Source organism: Dictyobacter formicarum (genome assembly GCF_016587435.1).
In genome coordinates, this window is sequence record NZ_BNJJ01000014.1 from 86,145 (window position 1) to 101,816 (window position 15,672).

At 51.2% G+C, this 15,672-nt stretch carries 14 protein-coding genes; 6 read left to right on the top strand and 8 right to left on the bottom strand.

Features of this window, described 5'->3' with window-relative positions:
* Positions 1-158: 158 nt before the first annotated feature.
* Entirely contained in the window at positions 159-1,511 is a 1,353-nt protein-coding gene (locus tag JMI88_RS23575; protein ID WP_201364419.1) for a transposase, read from the top strand.
* A gap of 190 nt (positions 1,512-1,701) precedes the next feature.
* Here the strand turns inward: JMI88_RS23575 and plsX are convergent, their stop codons facing one another.
* Together plsX and JMI88_RS23585 are read right to left on the bottom strand one after the other, a co-directional pair.
* Positions 1,702-2,772: a phosphate acyltransferase PlsX gene (gene plsX / locus JMI88_RS23580; RefSeq protein ID WP_201364420.1), complete on the bottom strand. Its 1,071-nt coding sequence runs from the start codon at positions 2,770-2,772 to the stop codon at positions 1,702-1,704.
* The gene (locus JMI88_RS23585; protein ID WP_201364421.1) at positions 2,769-3,155 is read right to left on the bottom strand and encodes a response regulator; all 387 of its coding nucleotides are present in this window, start codon (positions 3,153-3,155) and stop codon (positions 2,769-2,771) included. The genes plsX and JMI88_RS23585 overlap by 4 nt, the downstream gene beginning before the upstream one ends.
* Positions 3,156-3,963: 808 nt before the next feature.
* Between JMI88_RS23585 and dnaN the strand changes: the two genes are divergently transcribed.
* Both dnaN and recF read left to right on the top strand, forming a co-directional pair.
* Positions 3,964-5,103 (top strand): DNA polymerase III subunit beta, encoded by a 1,140-nt coding sequence (dnaN, locus tag JMI88_RS23590; protein ID WP_201364422.1) that lies wholly within the window; start codon positions 3,964-3,966, stop codon positions 5,101-5,103.
* A gap of 102 nt (positions 5,104-5,205) precedes the next feature.
* On the top strand, positions 5,206-6,399 hold the full coding sequence (recF, locus tag JMI88_RS23595) for a DNA replication/repair protein RecF (protein WP_201364423.1): 1,194 nt from the start codon (positions 5,206-5,208) through the stop codon (positions 6,397-6,399).
* A gap of 34 nt (positions 6,400-6,433) precedes the next feature.
* On the opposite strand, the gene JMI88_RS23600 is transcribed toward recF, so the two are convergent.
* From JMI88_RS23600 to JMI88_RS23615, 4 genes are all read right to left on the bottom strand, one after another.
* Complete coding sequence (locus JMI88_RS23600) at positions 6,434-7,990, bottom strand: DUF4129 domain-containing protein (protein ID WP_201364424.1); 1,557 nt, start codon at positions 7,988-7,990, stop codon at positions 6,434-6,436.
* A 383-nt stretch (positions 7,991-8,373) separates the two neighbouring features.
* Positions 8,374-8,757, bottom strand: a complete 384-nt coding sequence (locus JMI88_RS23605) for a hypothetical protein (RefSeq protein WP_201364425.1) — start codon at positions 8,755-8,757, stop codon at positions 8,374-8,376.
* A 155-nt stretch (positions 8,758-8,912) separates the two neighbouring features.
* Positions 8,913-10,160 (bottom strand): glycosyltransferase family 9 protein, encoded by a 1,248-nt coding sequence (locus JMI88_RS23610; protein ID WP_201364426.1) that lies wholly within the window; start codon positions 10,158-10,160, stop codon positions 8,913-8,915.
* An 82-nt stretch (positions 10,161-10,242) separates the two neighbouring features.
* Positions 10,243-11,145: a LysR family transcriptional regulator gene (locus JMI88_RS23615; RefSeq protein WP_201364427.1), complete on the bottom strand. Its 903-nt coding sequence runs from the start codon at positions 11,143-11,145 to the stop codon at positions 10,243-10,245.
* A gap of 183 nt (positions 11,146-11,328) precedes the next feature.
* Here JMI88_RS23615 and JMI88_RS23620 point away from each other — a divergent pair, with 183 nt between their 5' ends.
* On the top strand, positions 11,329-12,573 hold the full coding sequence (locus JMI88_RS23620) for an MFS transporter (RefSeq protein ID WP_201364428.1): 1,245 nt from the start codon (positions 11,329-11,331) through the stop codon (positions 12,571-12,573).
* 90 nt (positions 12,574-12,663) lie between these two features.
* Here the strand turns inward: JMI88_RS23620 and JMI88_RS23625 are convergent, their stop codons facing one another.
* Entirely contained in the window at positions 12,664-13,278 is a 615-nt protein-coding gene (locus JMI88_RS23625; protein ID WP_201364429.1) for a superoxide dismutase, read from the bottom strand.
* A 451-nt stretch (positions 13,279-13,729) separates the two neighbouring features.
* Between JMI88_RS23625 and JMI88_RS23630 the strand changes: the two genes are divergently transcribed.
* A complete protein-coding gene (locus tag JMI88_RS23630) occupies positions 13,730-14,143 on the top strand; it encodes a response regulator (RefSeq protein ID WP_201364430.1) in 414 nt (137 codons plus the stop codon).
* A gap of 34 nt (positions 14,144-14,177) precedes the next feature.
* Here the strand turns inward: JMI88_RS23630 and JMI88_RS23635 are convergent, their stop codons facing one another.
* Entirely contained in the window at positions 14,178-14,564 is a 387-nt protein-coding gene (locus JMI88_RS23635) for an ArsR/SmtB family transcription factor (RefSeq protein WP_201364431.1), read from the bottom strand.
* 392 nt (positions 14,565-14,956) lie between these two features.
* Between JMI88_RS23635 and JMI88_RS23640 the strand changes: the two genes are divergently transcribed.
* Positions 14,957-15,661, top strand: coding sequence for a DUF8166 family protein (locus JMI88_RS23640; protein ID WP_201364432.1), 705 nt, complete (start codon positions 14,957-14,959; stop codon positions 15,659-15,661).
* Positions 15,662-15,672: the final 11 nt, after the last annotated feature.

The window sequence follows — 15,672 nt, forward strand, 5'->3', positions numbered from 1 at the left end:
CGTTCGTCGAGGGTAAAATTGGAGCGGGGATGCAAGGGGCGGCGAGCCCATAGGTGCGAACGTAAGCAAAATAGTACTTGAACAACGAAAAAAGAGGCCAAACACGGTCTTTCTCTTGTATCGTGACAAAAACGAAAACGTAACGAAGGAGAAAAACCATGTCAAGCCGACCCCATCATACGCAAAAATGTCTGACAGAGCAATTCCTGGGCCAGATGAACGATGCCCAATGGCAAGAGATCATTGCTCTCTTACCCCCAGATGTCAATGAGCAAGCCTTTATCCATCAGGCCTTTAGCCGTGCCAATGGATTGCAGTGCCCCACCGATTTGCTGCGTGGTCTTTTTGCCTATGTGTTTTGCTTCCGCTCGTTCCGTGAGGTCGCAGCCTGGGCAGTGAGCACGGGACTGAGTTCCAATGGAGCCCGCTCGTGGGCCAAACGGATGCATCAATCCTCCGATTGGTTGCTCTCGATGGTGCAAACGCTGGTGGGATCGACCCAGCCAGAGCAAGCACTGGGTCTGCCCAAGGACTTCACCGGACGGATCCATCTGGTAGATGCCACCCATCTCCGCACCTGGAGACGCTCGGGAGAAAGTCGCCGTTTGCACTGCAGTTATGATCTGCTTGGCAAACGGCTGGACCAGATTCTGTTGACGGATCACCATGTGGGCGAAGGGCTCAAACACTTCCATGGACATCGTGGAGACATTGTTGTCGGTGACTGTGCCTATTGTCGTCGCCAAGCGATCCTGGATCAATTGGATGAAGGGGTCGATGTCGTGACCCGGTTGCATTGGTCCACGATGCCCTTACTGCAGGCCGATGGCCAGACGCCGTTTGATCTCTCTGGCTGGCTGAGCCAATTGGAGCCAACCGGCAAGGGAGAAGCCAACGTTGTGTTCCAGGTGCGTACCCGCCAGCAACCGATGCGTCTGGTGGCCGTTCATCTGAGCCCGGAGGCGGCCAAACGAGCGCACAGCAAGCGAAAGGAGAAGGCACGCAAGAATGGGCGCACCAACCAGGCGTTGACGATCCAGATCGCAGATTGGTTGGTGGTGCTCACCTCGTTGCCTGCCGATCGCTGGTCAGCCGAGCAGATCCTGCAGCTTTATCGGGCGCGTTGGCAGATCGAGCTGCTTTTCAAGCGCATCAAGCAATTGGTGCGTTTGCACCGCTTGCGCAGTGATGATCTGCAAAGCAATCAAGCGGTGCTTGCGGCCATGCTGGTGGGCTGGATCCTGCTGGAGCAGCAGGTGAGCCAAGCACGTCGTGAGTTGCACGAGCAAGCGAGAGAGTGCCTGCCAGGGCCGCTGAGTACCTGGGCGCTGTGTGCCGTCTTTGCTCAAAGCCTGCACACGATGATCTTGGGCACTTGGACGTGGTCGCAGATCCAAGCGTCGCTCTTCCAGATGCGGCAGGTAGTGCGGTATCATCCACAAAACCGCGTGCATCAGGAATCAGATGTGGTCACGCAACTGGCCCAGACGCTGTATCTCTCATCTGTCTGAGGTCTCTTTCGTTGATTCAATTGTTTAGGTACTGCTTACGTTCGCACCTATGGGGCGGCGAGCCCCTTGACTGGGGGTTTGGCGAGCATGCTGGGGGCATGATCAAGCTGTGCCCCCAATTCCTCTCCCCTCTTCCCCGTGCCGCCGCAGGCGACAAATAAAAAGCACACCCATATCATGGGTGTGCTTTTTATTTGTCTACTTGCTGTACTTCAGCCTGGGGCTGTTGACCCTGCTCTATTTTTGTCAACCCTTCGGCGATCGCCTGGGCCACGCCCGTCTCGGCAGTCTGGCGAGCGACGCGGAGAGCATTTTTGATCGCTTTGGCATTGGAGCGGCCATGTGAAATAATGGCTGATCCGTTAATACCCAGCAACGGTACACCGCCATATTCGGCGTAGTCAAGGCGCTTAAAGACTTTGCGCAATCCGGGTTTCAAGATGGCTGCGGCCAGCTTTTTGACCAATGAACTGGTCATTTCTGTCCGAATCAACCCCAGCAGGATTTCGGCCAGGCCCTCGCTCAATTTGAGCACAACGTTGCCCACAAAGCCATCGCAGACCACAATGTCGACTACACCGGCAGGGATGTCGCGTCCTTCCACATTGCCAATAAAGTTGATGCCCAATACCGCTGCATTTTGTTTTAATAATTTATGGGTTTCAACGACCTGCTGATTGCCTTTGCTCTCTTCTTCTCCGTTGGCCAGCAGGCCAACACGGGGAGAGGGAATATTAAAAATGCGCTCCATATAGATAGAGCCCATCAGAGCAAATTGTTGCAGATATTCAGGTTTGCAGTCGGTGTTGGCCCCCATATCGATCACCAGGCAAGCTTTATCCCTGGTGGGAAAGATACCTCCCAGGGCCGGTCGATCGACGCCTGGAAGGCGTTTGAGCGTAAAGAGAGATGCGGCCATCATGGCGCCACTATTGCCTGCGGAGACAGCTCCCAGTGCTTTCCCGTCGCGTACCAGCTGTAAAGCTAGAATGATCGATGCATTTTTCTTTCGCCGTACAGCGGTCGCTGGATGATCGTCCATCTCAATCACTTCATCGGTATGGACGATTGGCAGGTCCAGTCCAGTTGTGTCGTGTTTAGCTAGCTCAGCTCGAATCACCTCTTCGCGCCCAACCAGGTAAACACCAATACCATATTCACGAGCTGCCTGTACCGCACCCAGAATAATTTCACCGGGCGCATTATCGCCACCCATAGCATCCAGTGCAACGCGAACAGGAGCACTTACGGAAGCACTCATGCTTTTCTTCCCCCAGGTTCTCCAATAGTTTGTTTGACAAGTTCAACAAGCTTATCCAGATCAAATGGTTTATAGACAATATGAGCTACGCCAGCTTCGCGGAACTCTTTCTCTTCGTTGCCAGCACCCAGAAATGCTGTGACGACAATGACCGGAATCTGGCGATCAACCGCCATGGCCATTAATTTTAGCTCATCGCGCCCATCCAGGTATGGCATCATCAGATCGAGCATGACAAGGTCTGGCTGGTGCTCACGCACAGCGTCATAGAAGCGCAGACTCTGGGTGGTCATAAAGGTTTCATACCCTTCATCTGCCAATGCTTCTGTGAGTAGATCAGCGATCGTTGGGTCATCGTCCATTATAAGGATTTTTTTTGCCATGGATCATCATCCCCCTCATCTCTCAGTAACACATGCCGTAAAAGCATTTTGATGCCATTATAAAGCATTTGGAAATGCCGCTACGAGCGACTAGCTTTGTCGCCATAGGCAAGCTGTGCGGAAGCAATGTCAAGCCTCCCAGGCGGTTCTGCTCATCCAAATGTATGGCAATGCCATCAAAAGGCAACTGTGAACGTTATTCACTCCAATGTCATTTAATTGTATGAGTGCAGCCGTCCAGAATATGTATTTTGCCCCTACCACTGGTATCGCTACGACTGCTGATAAGTGGCGACATAACTAGCTGCGATCATGTGGCATATACGAATGCTCTTTATAGTATGGCATACAGCGGTGGCGCCTGCCCATGATAGGAATAACACAAAGGGATGAGCCGCCCCGCGTAGATAAATGTATTATAACATCCCATGATGGTATGTGTATGTTCGGTGCTCATTTTTTTAAATGAATAGGACTATGTTCTGTGAAGTTTGCTGGCCTGTGCTATTACGTGCCGCCCTATACATATATCTTATCTCGTCGATATGAGCTGTCAGCACTAGTTCACCTGAGTTTTGCTACTAACATCCTCTTTTCTTCCGCTGTTGAGGAATATTATTTAGGTGGGATATGTACGATAGAAATGACTGGCTAACATACCTTACCCGAAATAGCGCCGCTGCCATGTGCCGCTACGTCAGCGATCGATCTATCGTATATGTTGCGCTCGCGTTTACAAGTGCATTCAACATGCGCTATACTAGCGTGGAAATGTCTGCGTTTTGGTTGTGTCTGGAGGAAATCTTTCGTGAAAATCACATGTAAGCAACAGGATTTGAGTCGTGGCCTCTCTATTGTGAGCCATGCTGTCTCAAGCCGGAGTACGCTTCCGATCCTGGCAAATATTTTAGTGTCAACTGACCAGGGGCGTTTGAAGCTCTCGGCTACCAACCTCGAGATTGGTATTAACTGCTTGATTGATGCCGAAATCGTAGAAGATGGTTCAACTACGGTGCCGGCCAAGACTTTTACCGATCTGGTCAATAGTTTGCGTCCGGGCCAGGTAGAGTTGACCGTCGCTGAAGAGTCTCATGATGTCAATGTGAAGAGCACTGGTAGTAATGCCAATATTAAGGGCATGGACCCGTCAGAGTTCCCGCTGATTCCAAGTGCAGAAGGCGATGAGGAGCCCATTATCCTGGATGCGGGCATGTTGAAGGATATGATCGCCCAGGTGGTCTTTGCAGCGGCCGACGATGACTCGCGCCCCGTTCTTACGGGCGTGCTGGTTGAGGTGGCCAATGAACAGGTTTCGTTCGCGGCGGCCGATGCCTTCCGCCTCGCGCTGCGTGTAGCTCCTCTGGCTGGTCACACGGCCAGTCACAGCAGTATTTTGATCCCGGCGCGTACCTTGAGCGAGCTGGCTCGTATTCTGCCCTCTGATGGAGCGGTCCAGATGGTGGTGACTCCGAACCGTAGCCAGGTGCTCTTTCATACCGAGCATATCGACCTGGTCTCGCGTTTGATCGAGGGAACGTTCCCCAATATTAAGGCGGCTATTCCAAAGGAACATACGACGCGTGCCGTTGTTGAGACCAAAGAGTTCGCGGCTGCCGTCAAGACAGTGACACCGTTTGCGCGCGATAGTTCCAATATTACCCGTATCAAGATTGCCAGCGGCGGTGCGCAAGATGGTGGCGCCGGTTCTCTGACCCTGGAAGCGACCGCGGAAGATGTTGGCAACAATGTGACCACCATCAATGCGGCCGTAGATGGCCCTGAGCAGGAGATCATTTTCAATGTCAAATACCTGGGCGATGTGCTGGCAATCCTGGATACGCCCGAGGTAGCCCTGGAAGTGACATCGCCTGCTCGTCCTGGCGTTGTAAAGCCAGTGAGTGCAGCTGAATATACGTATGTTATCATGCCAATGAGCACAAATCGCTAACATTTTTCCACATCTGCCAGGCTGATAAGAATGGAAATAGTAGGGCGAGGTTGTCCTCGCCCTGTTTTTATATTGCTAGTGTAGATCTTCACGGATGGGTGCATGTATCTTTCTCGCCTCACATTATCGGATTTTCGGAATTATCAACAGCTGGAATTGCCATTAGGCCCGGGTGTGTTTCTCTTTCATGGAGATAATGCTCAGGGGAAGACAAATCTGCTTGAAGCAGTGAGTATGCTGGCGACGGCGACCTCTTTTCATGCCTCCAGTGATCGTGAAGTTGTGAGCTGGTCGGCTCCCGATCATGTGGCACGCCTGGATGGCACGGTGCGGAGGCGGGAGGATAGCATTCAACTTGAGGTGCTGGTCCTGGACCCGACTCCCCCTACTTTTGCGCCTTCCTCGGGTGTTACTGTGAGTCCGCGTAGCATTGAGTTGCCCGCCCATGCGCCTCGGAAACGCTATAAAGTGAATGGAGTACCGAAACGGACCATTGATTTGATCGGGCAGATGAAGGTGGTGCTGTTCGCACCTTCGGATCTGCATCTGGTGGATGGTGGCCCCGAAGAGCGGCGGCGCTTTCTGGATCGGGCGCTGTGCCAGGTGCAGCCACGCTATAGCGTGGCGCTGGTCAAATATCGTAAGGTGGTGGCCCAGCGCTCGGCACTGCTGAAGCGTATTCGTGAGAATCAAGAAGATCCGACGATGCTCAATTATCTGGATGAGCAATTGATTCAACTTGCCAATCAGATTATTTATGAGCGCAGGCGCATGGTTGACGCGCTGAATGAGCAGGCCAATCAATTCCAGCACACCATCAGCGGCGGACGTGAACAATTGCAGATTGTCTATCGGCCCTCTTTTAAGGTTGATTCCAGTTGGAGTTTGAGCGAGGCACCCCAACAGTATCAAGCACAACTGCGTGAAACGCGCAAAAAAGAGATTATGCAGGGCGTCTGCCTGCGTGGTCCCCATCGTGATGACCTGGAGTTCCTGGTCAACGGCGTGAATATGCTGTCCTATGGTTCGCGGGGACAGCAGCGGACGGCGGCCCTGGCGGCAAAACTGGCCGAGCTGACTTTTATGCATACCAGTACCGGCGATCAGCCCATCCTTTTGCTAGATGATGTGTTCAGCGAACTGGATGCCTCGCGTCGTGAATATCTGCTTTATCAGGTGGCTCAGTATGAGCAGGTCATGTTGACCTCAACTGACCTGGATGGTTTTCCCACCGATATGTTGCAGCGTTCTCATCGCTACCGGGTATCTGGCGGTGAGATACGCAGCGAAGAATAGGGTTTGTCCGCACTGTCCTATCGGCGGTCCGAGGCTATGGCTTGTTTCCTGCGCTTTTGCTCTGGAGCGCGAGCCAGCTTTGCTGCATCCTGGCTACCTCTGCGTCTCCGGGCGGTACATGGCTGTAGCGTGCGGCTGTATATATCTCCGTTACCGCCCGCACTTCCGGCTCAAAAGCCGGCAGGGGTTGAGCCAGTCGCTGTTGAAATTCCCCAGGCGTCTCCGCATGTTGTCGCCGATAACCCTGACTGGCCGCCCATTGTAGAAAGGCGCGATAGATCGCACGCACATCCCGCAGAACAGGCGTCTCATCCTCTTCAATCCGTTGTTCCCCGATATGTACGGGCTGCTCGTCTTTATGGCGGTTAAGGCGTTGCCATAAGTGTTTTAGCAGACCTGTAATTTGTTGCCAGAACAGCTCCCAGGACCACAGGCTTTCATGCAGGTCAAGTGAAAGTTTGCCAGCTTTGCGTTTGCGCAGCAGGACCACGATGAGGAGGATCACGGCGGTTAGAAGCGCAATCAGCAGAGCAATGAAAATCAAGCCCGCTATCGTTTGTATGCCTGGAGGGACTGGTGTTCCCGATTTTTGATGTAGACCCTGCGGTGGGGTGAGCCTGTTTAACTTGGGTTGGGCAAATTTAAACCTGGGATCCAGCGGAATCCAGGAAATCAAGAATGCCATTACCCAGGCAATGGCGTAGGTCGCTCCATCGTAGATCTTACCCAGCGGTGACAAAAATTGCTGGACCGCGGCCAGCAGGCCTGGATTGATAGTGAGTCCCAGGATTAAGCCAACAACCGCCAGCATAAGGCAGATCATACTTACCGTAGACAGGATCAGTCTATCCTGCATAAATTTGCTGCCCTGCAGGCCGGTGAGATGATACTGGCGTGTAAAAATAGCATGAGATAGAGCTCTGGTCAGCAGTGCTAAAGAGAAGAAGAGCAGCACTAGCAGAAGCAGGTAGGCCTGGTCGTTGGCGCCTGCAGGCGGTATGAGACAGACACCCACAAAGATAATACTGCCGATGATAATACTCTTCAGCGTTTCGCTGGGCTCCAATACATAGCGCGCAGCCCGAATGCCGCGATAGCAAAGCGTATACGAAATGATGATGATCGCAATGATTGCAAAGGCGGTTTGATTGAAGAGCAAGAAATCAGTGAGAAGAGCCATCAGCCAGGCTGGATTCCATAGCGCGTTCGTTCCTGCATAGAATGTGCCCCATACTGCGCATAGGACGCTAATGGCTTGAATAACAAACGCCAGGTTGCCTGTATGGGTACGTGCCGCCTTTTTGCCATCGTTCTTCAGAGCTTGATCTGGTAAGACCAGCGCGCACCAGGTTGAGGTAATCATCAACAAAAATGGTCCCCAGAGCGGAGTAAAAGGCTGATCCAGCCCTAGAAAATGGACGCGTGCCAGTCCGATGAGCACGGCGCCCATCCAGCAGGATTCTAACGCTGCATAGGATAGTGGAAGTAACTGTTCGCCCCAGCTCATTATACCGGCCAGGCTACGAGGCGGTGGACCCCATGGGTCTTTATCTGTCCGATCATTTTGCGGCACCTGCGGCATACTATCCATCTCCCGGAACCTTTCTCTCGCCATCTAACTCTGTTGGACAGAGCCAGGCTATTGATCATGCTGCTGGCTAAATTGTAAGCGTCTCAAAAAACATTGTCAATGTGTTCTACACTTTTATCAACTGTGGCACAGTAATCTGCCTGTTATGCCAGCTTCAGACGCTCTTCCCCGTTTGCATGCCTCATTGCTGTAAGAACAGAGATCTTATAGCCTCCTTTGCGCACATATGTTAACCCATTATTATTCTGGCTGGTAAGTGTGGAAAACTCCTCATCTGTCCGATGATTTGTTCTGTGAATTGTTCGACTTATCCACATTCTCTGATACTTATCCACACTTATCCACAGAGAATGTGGATAAGTCAATAGATTTCGCTATAAGTACTATCTCCCGGGGATAGGTGGGTGCGAAGCGTAGTCTTGTAGATGGCGATGCGCTCTTGTAGCCGGGCCCCGATCAGCAGTTTTCATGTCGCGCACAGAGCGTAGGAAACGGTGTTGTTGATTCTCAGATGGTAGCTTAATTGTCACCTGCTCAAAAAGGAGCGGATCTGTATCCTGTAGTTGAACAGCCATGGGTGGCGCGAAGAAAGTGCCTACCTTTATACCACAGTACGCGCAGAAACAGGCATCGACTGGAATAATATGACTGCAGGAGGTGCAGGTAACCGTCTGTGACCAGTTTTGAGCGTCGATTCTGGCTTCGAACATATTATAGAGGATATGAGCGATGCGATATTTGATGCGTTGCCTTAGTGTCGAAAACATAACCCAACCTTTCTCACTTCAACATCCATACGACACATACAAGTATCTGTAGTTTAAATTGAATAATGTAAGTATGTCAATGCTAAAAAGTTAATAAAGCATAAAATATTTTGGTGGCAATACGTTCTCTTTCGGGTGTCCGCAGGCGCGTAGTGTCAGGGGCCGAAGGCGCGTAGAGGAGGGTTTTCAAACACGCGCACGGCTTCTTGATAGAGGCTTGCCGGTGGAATGCTATCGATGATGTCGGTTTTACCCCAGATGACGGCGGCCTCGATCTGCTGATCGCTGTAGGGATTAGGATCGAGAGTAACGCCATGATGCCAGAAGGTGGACGACCAGATAATGCGGGCGTAAATATTGCCTGGCAGGAAAGGAACAATGGTTGGAATGTGCAGGGCCCCCGAGATATGCCCGGGCCCTGTGTCATCTGAGAGGGCCAGTGTAGCGTGGCTGCTCAGAATAGCCAGATCGCGCAGGGTTTCTGTGCTGTAGAAATGGACATGGGCGTTATCCTGCACGCCACTGAAATGCTGGAGCCAATCGATCATATCAGCCTTTTTAAAGCCCTCTGGTAGATTCTCATCTGGCCCACAGGCCAGTACAAAGCTGATTTTTTTGCCAGGCATGTTGTGCGCGGCATACTCACAGAGCATCTGCATAACTTCATCCCATAGCTCATAGCATTTTGCCAGCACGACCGACTGAAAAAAGCAGACGATAAGGATGGAATCGGAGGCGAGCGAGATGCTGTGCTGGATCTGCTGGTAGCGTTGTTCGTCTGCTGATGTGAGTCGGATGCAGGGCTGTGTCGTCGATCCTGTCAGCGTGGAGGTTGGTAGAGCAAAGAGCTCGCAGAGAAAATCAGCATAGCGCCGCTCCGGTCCACGCCAGGCATAGTAGCGAATGCCCACCCGAAAGAGGTTGTCCAGCACCGTGAGCGTGCCAGCCGTGGTAGATCGTTGTGTATGGGTTGGCATGTTATCATGGGCGCCATGGAAATCCAGCACCAGCGTTTCTTGATCCGCGTCTGTCGCGGAGCGCATAGAGATGAGATCGTCAGCAGTCAATGGCGTTTCCATCAACTGCATACTGATTTCTGGCCAGTATGCCTGCTGATAGCTGCTGATATCGAAGAGTGTAACTGAGCTTTGATCTATCAAGATCTGGACGGGGATGTTTTCTTTGTGCAGAGAGAGCAGCATCTGTAATGTCCCTTCGAGCAAGGCTGTGCCCACCACGCATTCTCCCAGGCGGCCCGCCTTGCCGCCTAATAAGATAATAATGCTGCTGGCCTGGCGTAGCGCCCGCTGGTTGGCCTGCAAGCTCAGCTTTTCTTGAGAAGATAGGACATAGTTGGGATTGCGGGCCAGCTTGCTTATAAAAGCGAGATCGTATACTTCCATCTGCACTGACCTATTCTGCACATAGATTGCCTGTTGATCGACCTTTAATCGCGGTTCAGTGTACAGAATGGGTCAGGCTGTGTCAAGCGTTGATTTGATAGTTATTGTCTGCCTGCTGACGTAAGACCCTGATGAAGTCGCGGCTGGCTGCCGGGAGAGCGTGGTTGCGGCTGAGGCGCACCAGGGCACTTTCGCGATAACTGGGCGTAATATCCTGCACGCCAATCTCGACTACCTGTCCGCTGGCCAACTCTTCTGCTATGGCGGAGCGCGTAATAAAGGCTGCCCCGATGCCCTGCCGCAATAATTCACGCGCCGTATGCACTGGCAGCTCCATTGTACGTTCGGGATGGGGATGAATATGGGTCAGGACCTCGCTGAGCGCGAAGCCTTTTTGGACCAGCAATAGAGGAGCAGCATGGATATGAATATCCTCAGCCTGCACATAGGATTGCTGTGCCAGTGGATGTTGGGGTGGGGCGACAAAGATCAGCGGTTCTCTGAAGCGTAACAGAGTTGTGAGATCAGGATTTAAAAACGGCCAGCCGATCAGGCCCAGGCGTGCAACTCCATCATACAGCATTTGCTCAACCTGCTGGCTATGCCCGGTGCGCACAAATATTTCAACCTCGGGATGGCTGTGGTGAAATTCTGCGATAGTTGCAGCCAGGAAGCCACCGCTAAACGACTCCAAGGTGCCAATGGTTACGCGGCCACGCTTGCCTTCCTGGGTCAGCTGGGCCACCTCTCTACCCTCAGCCAGGATTTCCAGTGCCCGTCGGGCATAGGGTAGAAAGCTCTCGCCCCGCTCGGTGAGCGCCACTTTCCGTCCGCCGCGCACAAAGAGCGCACCGCCCACCTCTTCCTCCAGGGTTTGAATGCGTGTGCTCATAGTTGGCTGCGACAGATTCAAGATGCGGGCGGCCTGACTAAAACTGCCTTCGCGCACAATGTGTTCAAATGTCAATAATTGCTCAGTATCCATGATCCACCTTTTGTGTCGCTCCTTCCAGGGGCGACACACTTCTACATACACAGAAATGCGTACGCTCTATATCAGCTATTAAAAAATCTAATAACAAGTATAGGTAATATTGGATTGGATTATAGCATAACTTCCTCTATACTTTTCTCATGAGCTTTTTCGAGAGGGAGGAAAACGGAGCATATGGGGTTTTTGATGGCCTTGCGTCGTCCATCAATAGCCTGGCTTTGGGTGAGTCAGGTATTATCTTCGATGGGGGACTATCTTTATAACCTGGCGGTGATCTGGATAGCTGTGCGGGCGGCTGGTAGTAGCGCGGGTATTGTAGCGGCGGCTTCGGCAAGTTCTCAGCTAATATTTGGTTTGTTGGGAGGCGTATATGCCGATCGCTGGGACCGCCGTACAGTGATGGTAGTAGTTGATATCATACGGGCTGGTACAGTGGGCGTGCTGACGATCCTGGCGCTTTCTGGCGCTATTCAGTTCTGGGAACTGGTGGCGGCTGCTATTGTAATTGGGAGCCTGGGATCATTATTTGATCCTGCCTTACAGGCAAGCTTGCCTGCTCTGGCTGGCGATGTGCCAACCTTGCAGGCCACCAATGGTTTGATGGATGTGACCGCTCGTCTAGCCAGGGCACTTGGACCCAGCATGGCCGGGTTGCTGGTTCTCTTTATGCCACTGTCTCAATTCTTTACCCTGGATGCAGTCAGCTATGTCATTTCAGCGCTGGCTATCTTATCGTTAGGACGACATGTAGTCTGGAAGGATAAAGATCGCTTACCGGTGGACGCTGGCATTAAAGGTATCTGGAGTGATATTCGGGGCGCTATCACACTCGTCGGCCAGCATCGACCGTTGAGCTGGGCCATCTCCTTAAATGGTGTGATGAATCTGGCCTGGAGCGCTAGTTTTGTCATCGGTGTACCACTACTGGTAAACCAGGTCTTGAAGAGTAACGTGGGTGCGCTCGGCCTGATTATCGGCGCCTATGGGATTGGCAATGTCGTGAGCAATCTGGTGATGGGAAGTATCTGTATCAGACGGCCGATTCCAATCATTTTCGTGGGCAAAATTATTGTTGGGCTGGGTTTCCTGGTACTGGCCTGGGCCAATTCCCTGCCATTGGCTATCCTGGCATCTGCCTTCGCCGCTATTGGTGGCCCGATGGGAGACATCACCATGTTAACTATCATGCAAACCGAGCTCCCAGTGGGCCAACTGGGGAAAGTCTATAGTCTACGCATGGTGCTGGCCAACGTTGGGGCATCCCTGGGACTACTTGGTGCCGTACCTATGTTCGCGCATATCTCTGTGATGGCTGGCATCAGCGCCTGCGCTGTGATTATGATCGTCCTCGGTATGGCTGGCCTGCTGCGCTTTGGCTTATTCTATCAGCATCCGCATCCGCTTGAATCAGGCACGTAGGTTCGGGCCTTGCATCCAATTTCTAAAAAACAGAGAAGCAGCTGGACATTCGTACGAACATCCAGCTGCTTCAGCTATGCCTATATAGTATTAGAGGCCACGAGCCTGCGCATAACGCTTGGCGACGACATCCCAGTTCACGACGTTCCACCAGGCGCTCAGATACTCAGGACGGCGGTTCTGATATTTCAGGTAGTAGGCATGCTCCCACACATCGTTGCCGAGGACAGGATAATTGCCATCGAGTACCGGGTTATCCTGATTAGCGGTCGAGGTGATCGCCAGGTTGCCGCTCTTATCCAGTATGAGCCAGGCCCAGCCAGAACCAAAGCGCTTGGCACCCGCATCGTTGAAAGCTGTTTTGAAATCCTCGAAAGAACCAAACTTGGCATTGATGGCCGTAGCCAGATCGCCAGTAGGCTCTTTGCTGCCACCAGGAATCATCAGCTCCCAGAACATGGTGTGGTTCATGTGGCCACCGCCATTGTTACGGACAGCGGTCTGTTTTGCCTCGGGAACCTCATTGAGGCGACGAAGCACTTCCTCAACAGGCAGGTTCGCGAATGGATGACCCTCAAGAGCTGCATTCAAATTATTCACGTAGGTGGCATGGTGCTTATCATGATGCAGTTGCATGGTTTGAGTGTCGATATACGGCTCTAACGCAGCGTAGTCATACGGCAGTTTAGGAAGCTCAAAAGCCATAAAACGTCTCTCCTTACTCAACTCAAATATAATTAGGAGGGGATTTCCCTCCTAATGTGACATTGCGGGCCCCTGTCTGCTCTTCTGGTAATATTACTTCGAGCAGTCTAGAGAGGATATAGTCCATATGTTTAGTTGTATGCGATAGAGTATCCTATTGTCAAGCTGAAGCGCGCTTTTTTGTGCTCGAAAGCGCGCTTCAATCATTCGTTTGGCTCTATCGTATGCGTCTGTCTATATAATTATACGTGCTAACCTAAATAAACAGTTACATACATGCGTCCAATAACACATAGAAAAGACATAAATGCCCTGACGCTCATATGTAGCGAAGGAAATGAAACTATCTTTCTCAGGCAAAACGTGGTATAGTCTAAATACAATTTCGGTAATGAACGAAATTGATGTGACTTGTTGAATGAATACCTGTACGATTGTATGGAGCAGTGTAATGGCTCATGATCCAGTGCCAATTAATCAGCATCGGACGAGCGCCTTATCTCCTTCGCACGTAAAAACTATCCTGTTAGTTGAGGATGATATAAACATCGGTGAAGTGTTACAACAAGCTATAACGCAAGAAACGTCTTTTGTAGCTATACTTGTTTCAGATGGATTTCAGGCGCTCCAGATGGTCAAGGAGATCCGGCCAAATTTATTTATTTTAGATTATCAATTGCCGCGCATGAGCGGCATCGAGTTGTACGATCAATTGCATTCCATAGAAGAGCTTGCGCATGTTCCGGCTTTGATGTTGAGCGCCCATTTACCACGTCATGAAATCAATAAGCGCCATATCCAGGGCATGGGCAAGCCTATCGATTTAGATGACTTTCTGCAAACCATCGAAAATCTTATTGTTTAAAGGTAGATTTAGTTGTGACTGGAAAAGACGGTGACTACATTTCTTTTTTCAACGCGTAATTATTATCCAGTGCTTCGGTCAGTTTGTGAAACGATGCAACCAGTTCAACATTACACAACTGATAGTAGACCACATTACCTTCGCGACGCCAAGAAACCAGCCCGATTGTCGCCAATTGGCGCAAGTGCTCGGATGTAGTCGCCGCTGACAGCCCGATGGCTTTAGCAATCTCCCCTGAACGCATCTCTGGCATTGGAGAGTTTTCCCCCGGCTCCGTAAAAGACAGCAATTCCAGAATATAGCGTCGGCTTGGATCGCAGACGACGGATAAAAACGTATCGACATATTTATCTACCTCTGCCGGTCGGCGAGGTGCTTTGTTTTTCTCTTTTTGATTGGTGGTGGAAGACGATTCTGACATAATCTCTCCTTTTCCTCAGCGATAATGAGTAAATAGCATTAGTAATTGTAGACCATAAACTCATCTGTTGAAAACGGCTAGCTGTTTATGGTATTGCTATGCCGTTCGTAGGCAGGTGGTACAGGCTCCCGCGGTTTATGTTATTATCTTGCCGCAGAGGTACCATTGATAGCGGCAAGAAGCGCACAAAGATCAGAGTCTGTGTTATAATGCCGCCAAACCATTTGTTCTAATCGTTGTTTTTTGGGGATCATTGTGGACCTTTCTGTCCTTTCCTGTCGGCTTGCTTCACAATATGTAGTTGTTGTCGGTTGTATACAGCACGATGTTGTGTGCAGGGATATGTGCATTGGATGCAATTTGCTTTTTTTATAACATCCCCGAGAGGTTGAATGATGAAAATCGGGAAAATAGTTAAATCAGATTCTCATATTAACTATGTCTGTCAAATTTTTGGTCCCCGCGAGGCTGATATCCAACCAGGCCCGGCGGACTATGCCTTTGGCCGTTTTGTGCGTATAGCTGTGCGCTCAGAGCGTTCAGATGATCCGGATGCGTTACTAGATGAAGTGCTAGGCCACAGCCGAGAACCGATTACTTACGCGGTTGGCGTCATTTACGATACGATTTTGCAAAATCCCGCTTTCGGTGCCCTGGGGCCTCGCCTCTCGAATGAGACGCAGGTAGAACTATTTTCGCCTGATTATATTTCCGAGAAGGCCGTGCTCACTTATATTATGATTTTGGGCATGATGGAAGAGCGTGCGATTGCTGGCGAAGAGCCAGAGGTGTTGTCTGTTATGCATGGTGTACCTTTGCTCTCCCTTGAACTGGATAGCGAGATCGAGACCATGACCGATGCAGAGGTACGCACCTTCCATTACTTTGCTGACCCTGCCGGTGGGCCCGATAGCCAATCTTCATATCTGCATATGGGCTATGTGCCACATATCATTGCTCAGCGCAGTAGCTTGCTCCCGATGGTGACATTGCGGATTATTGATCAATTAGAGCGTTTATTTCCGCAGAATCTCGCGCTACTCTCCATTGTAAAACGGAATTTTGCCTGGCGCCTAAAAGTGGAAACAACCGGGTAGCGGAGGTGCCC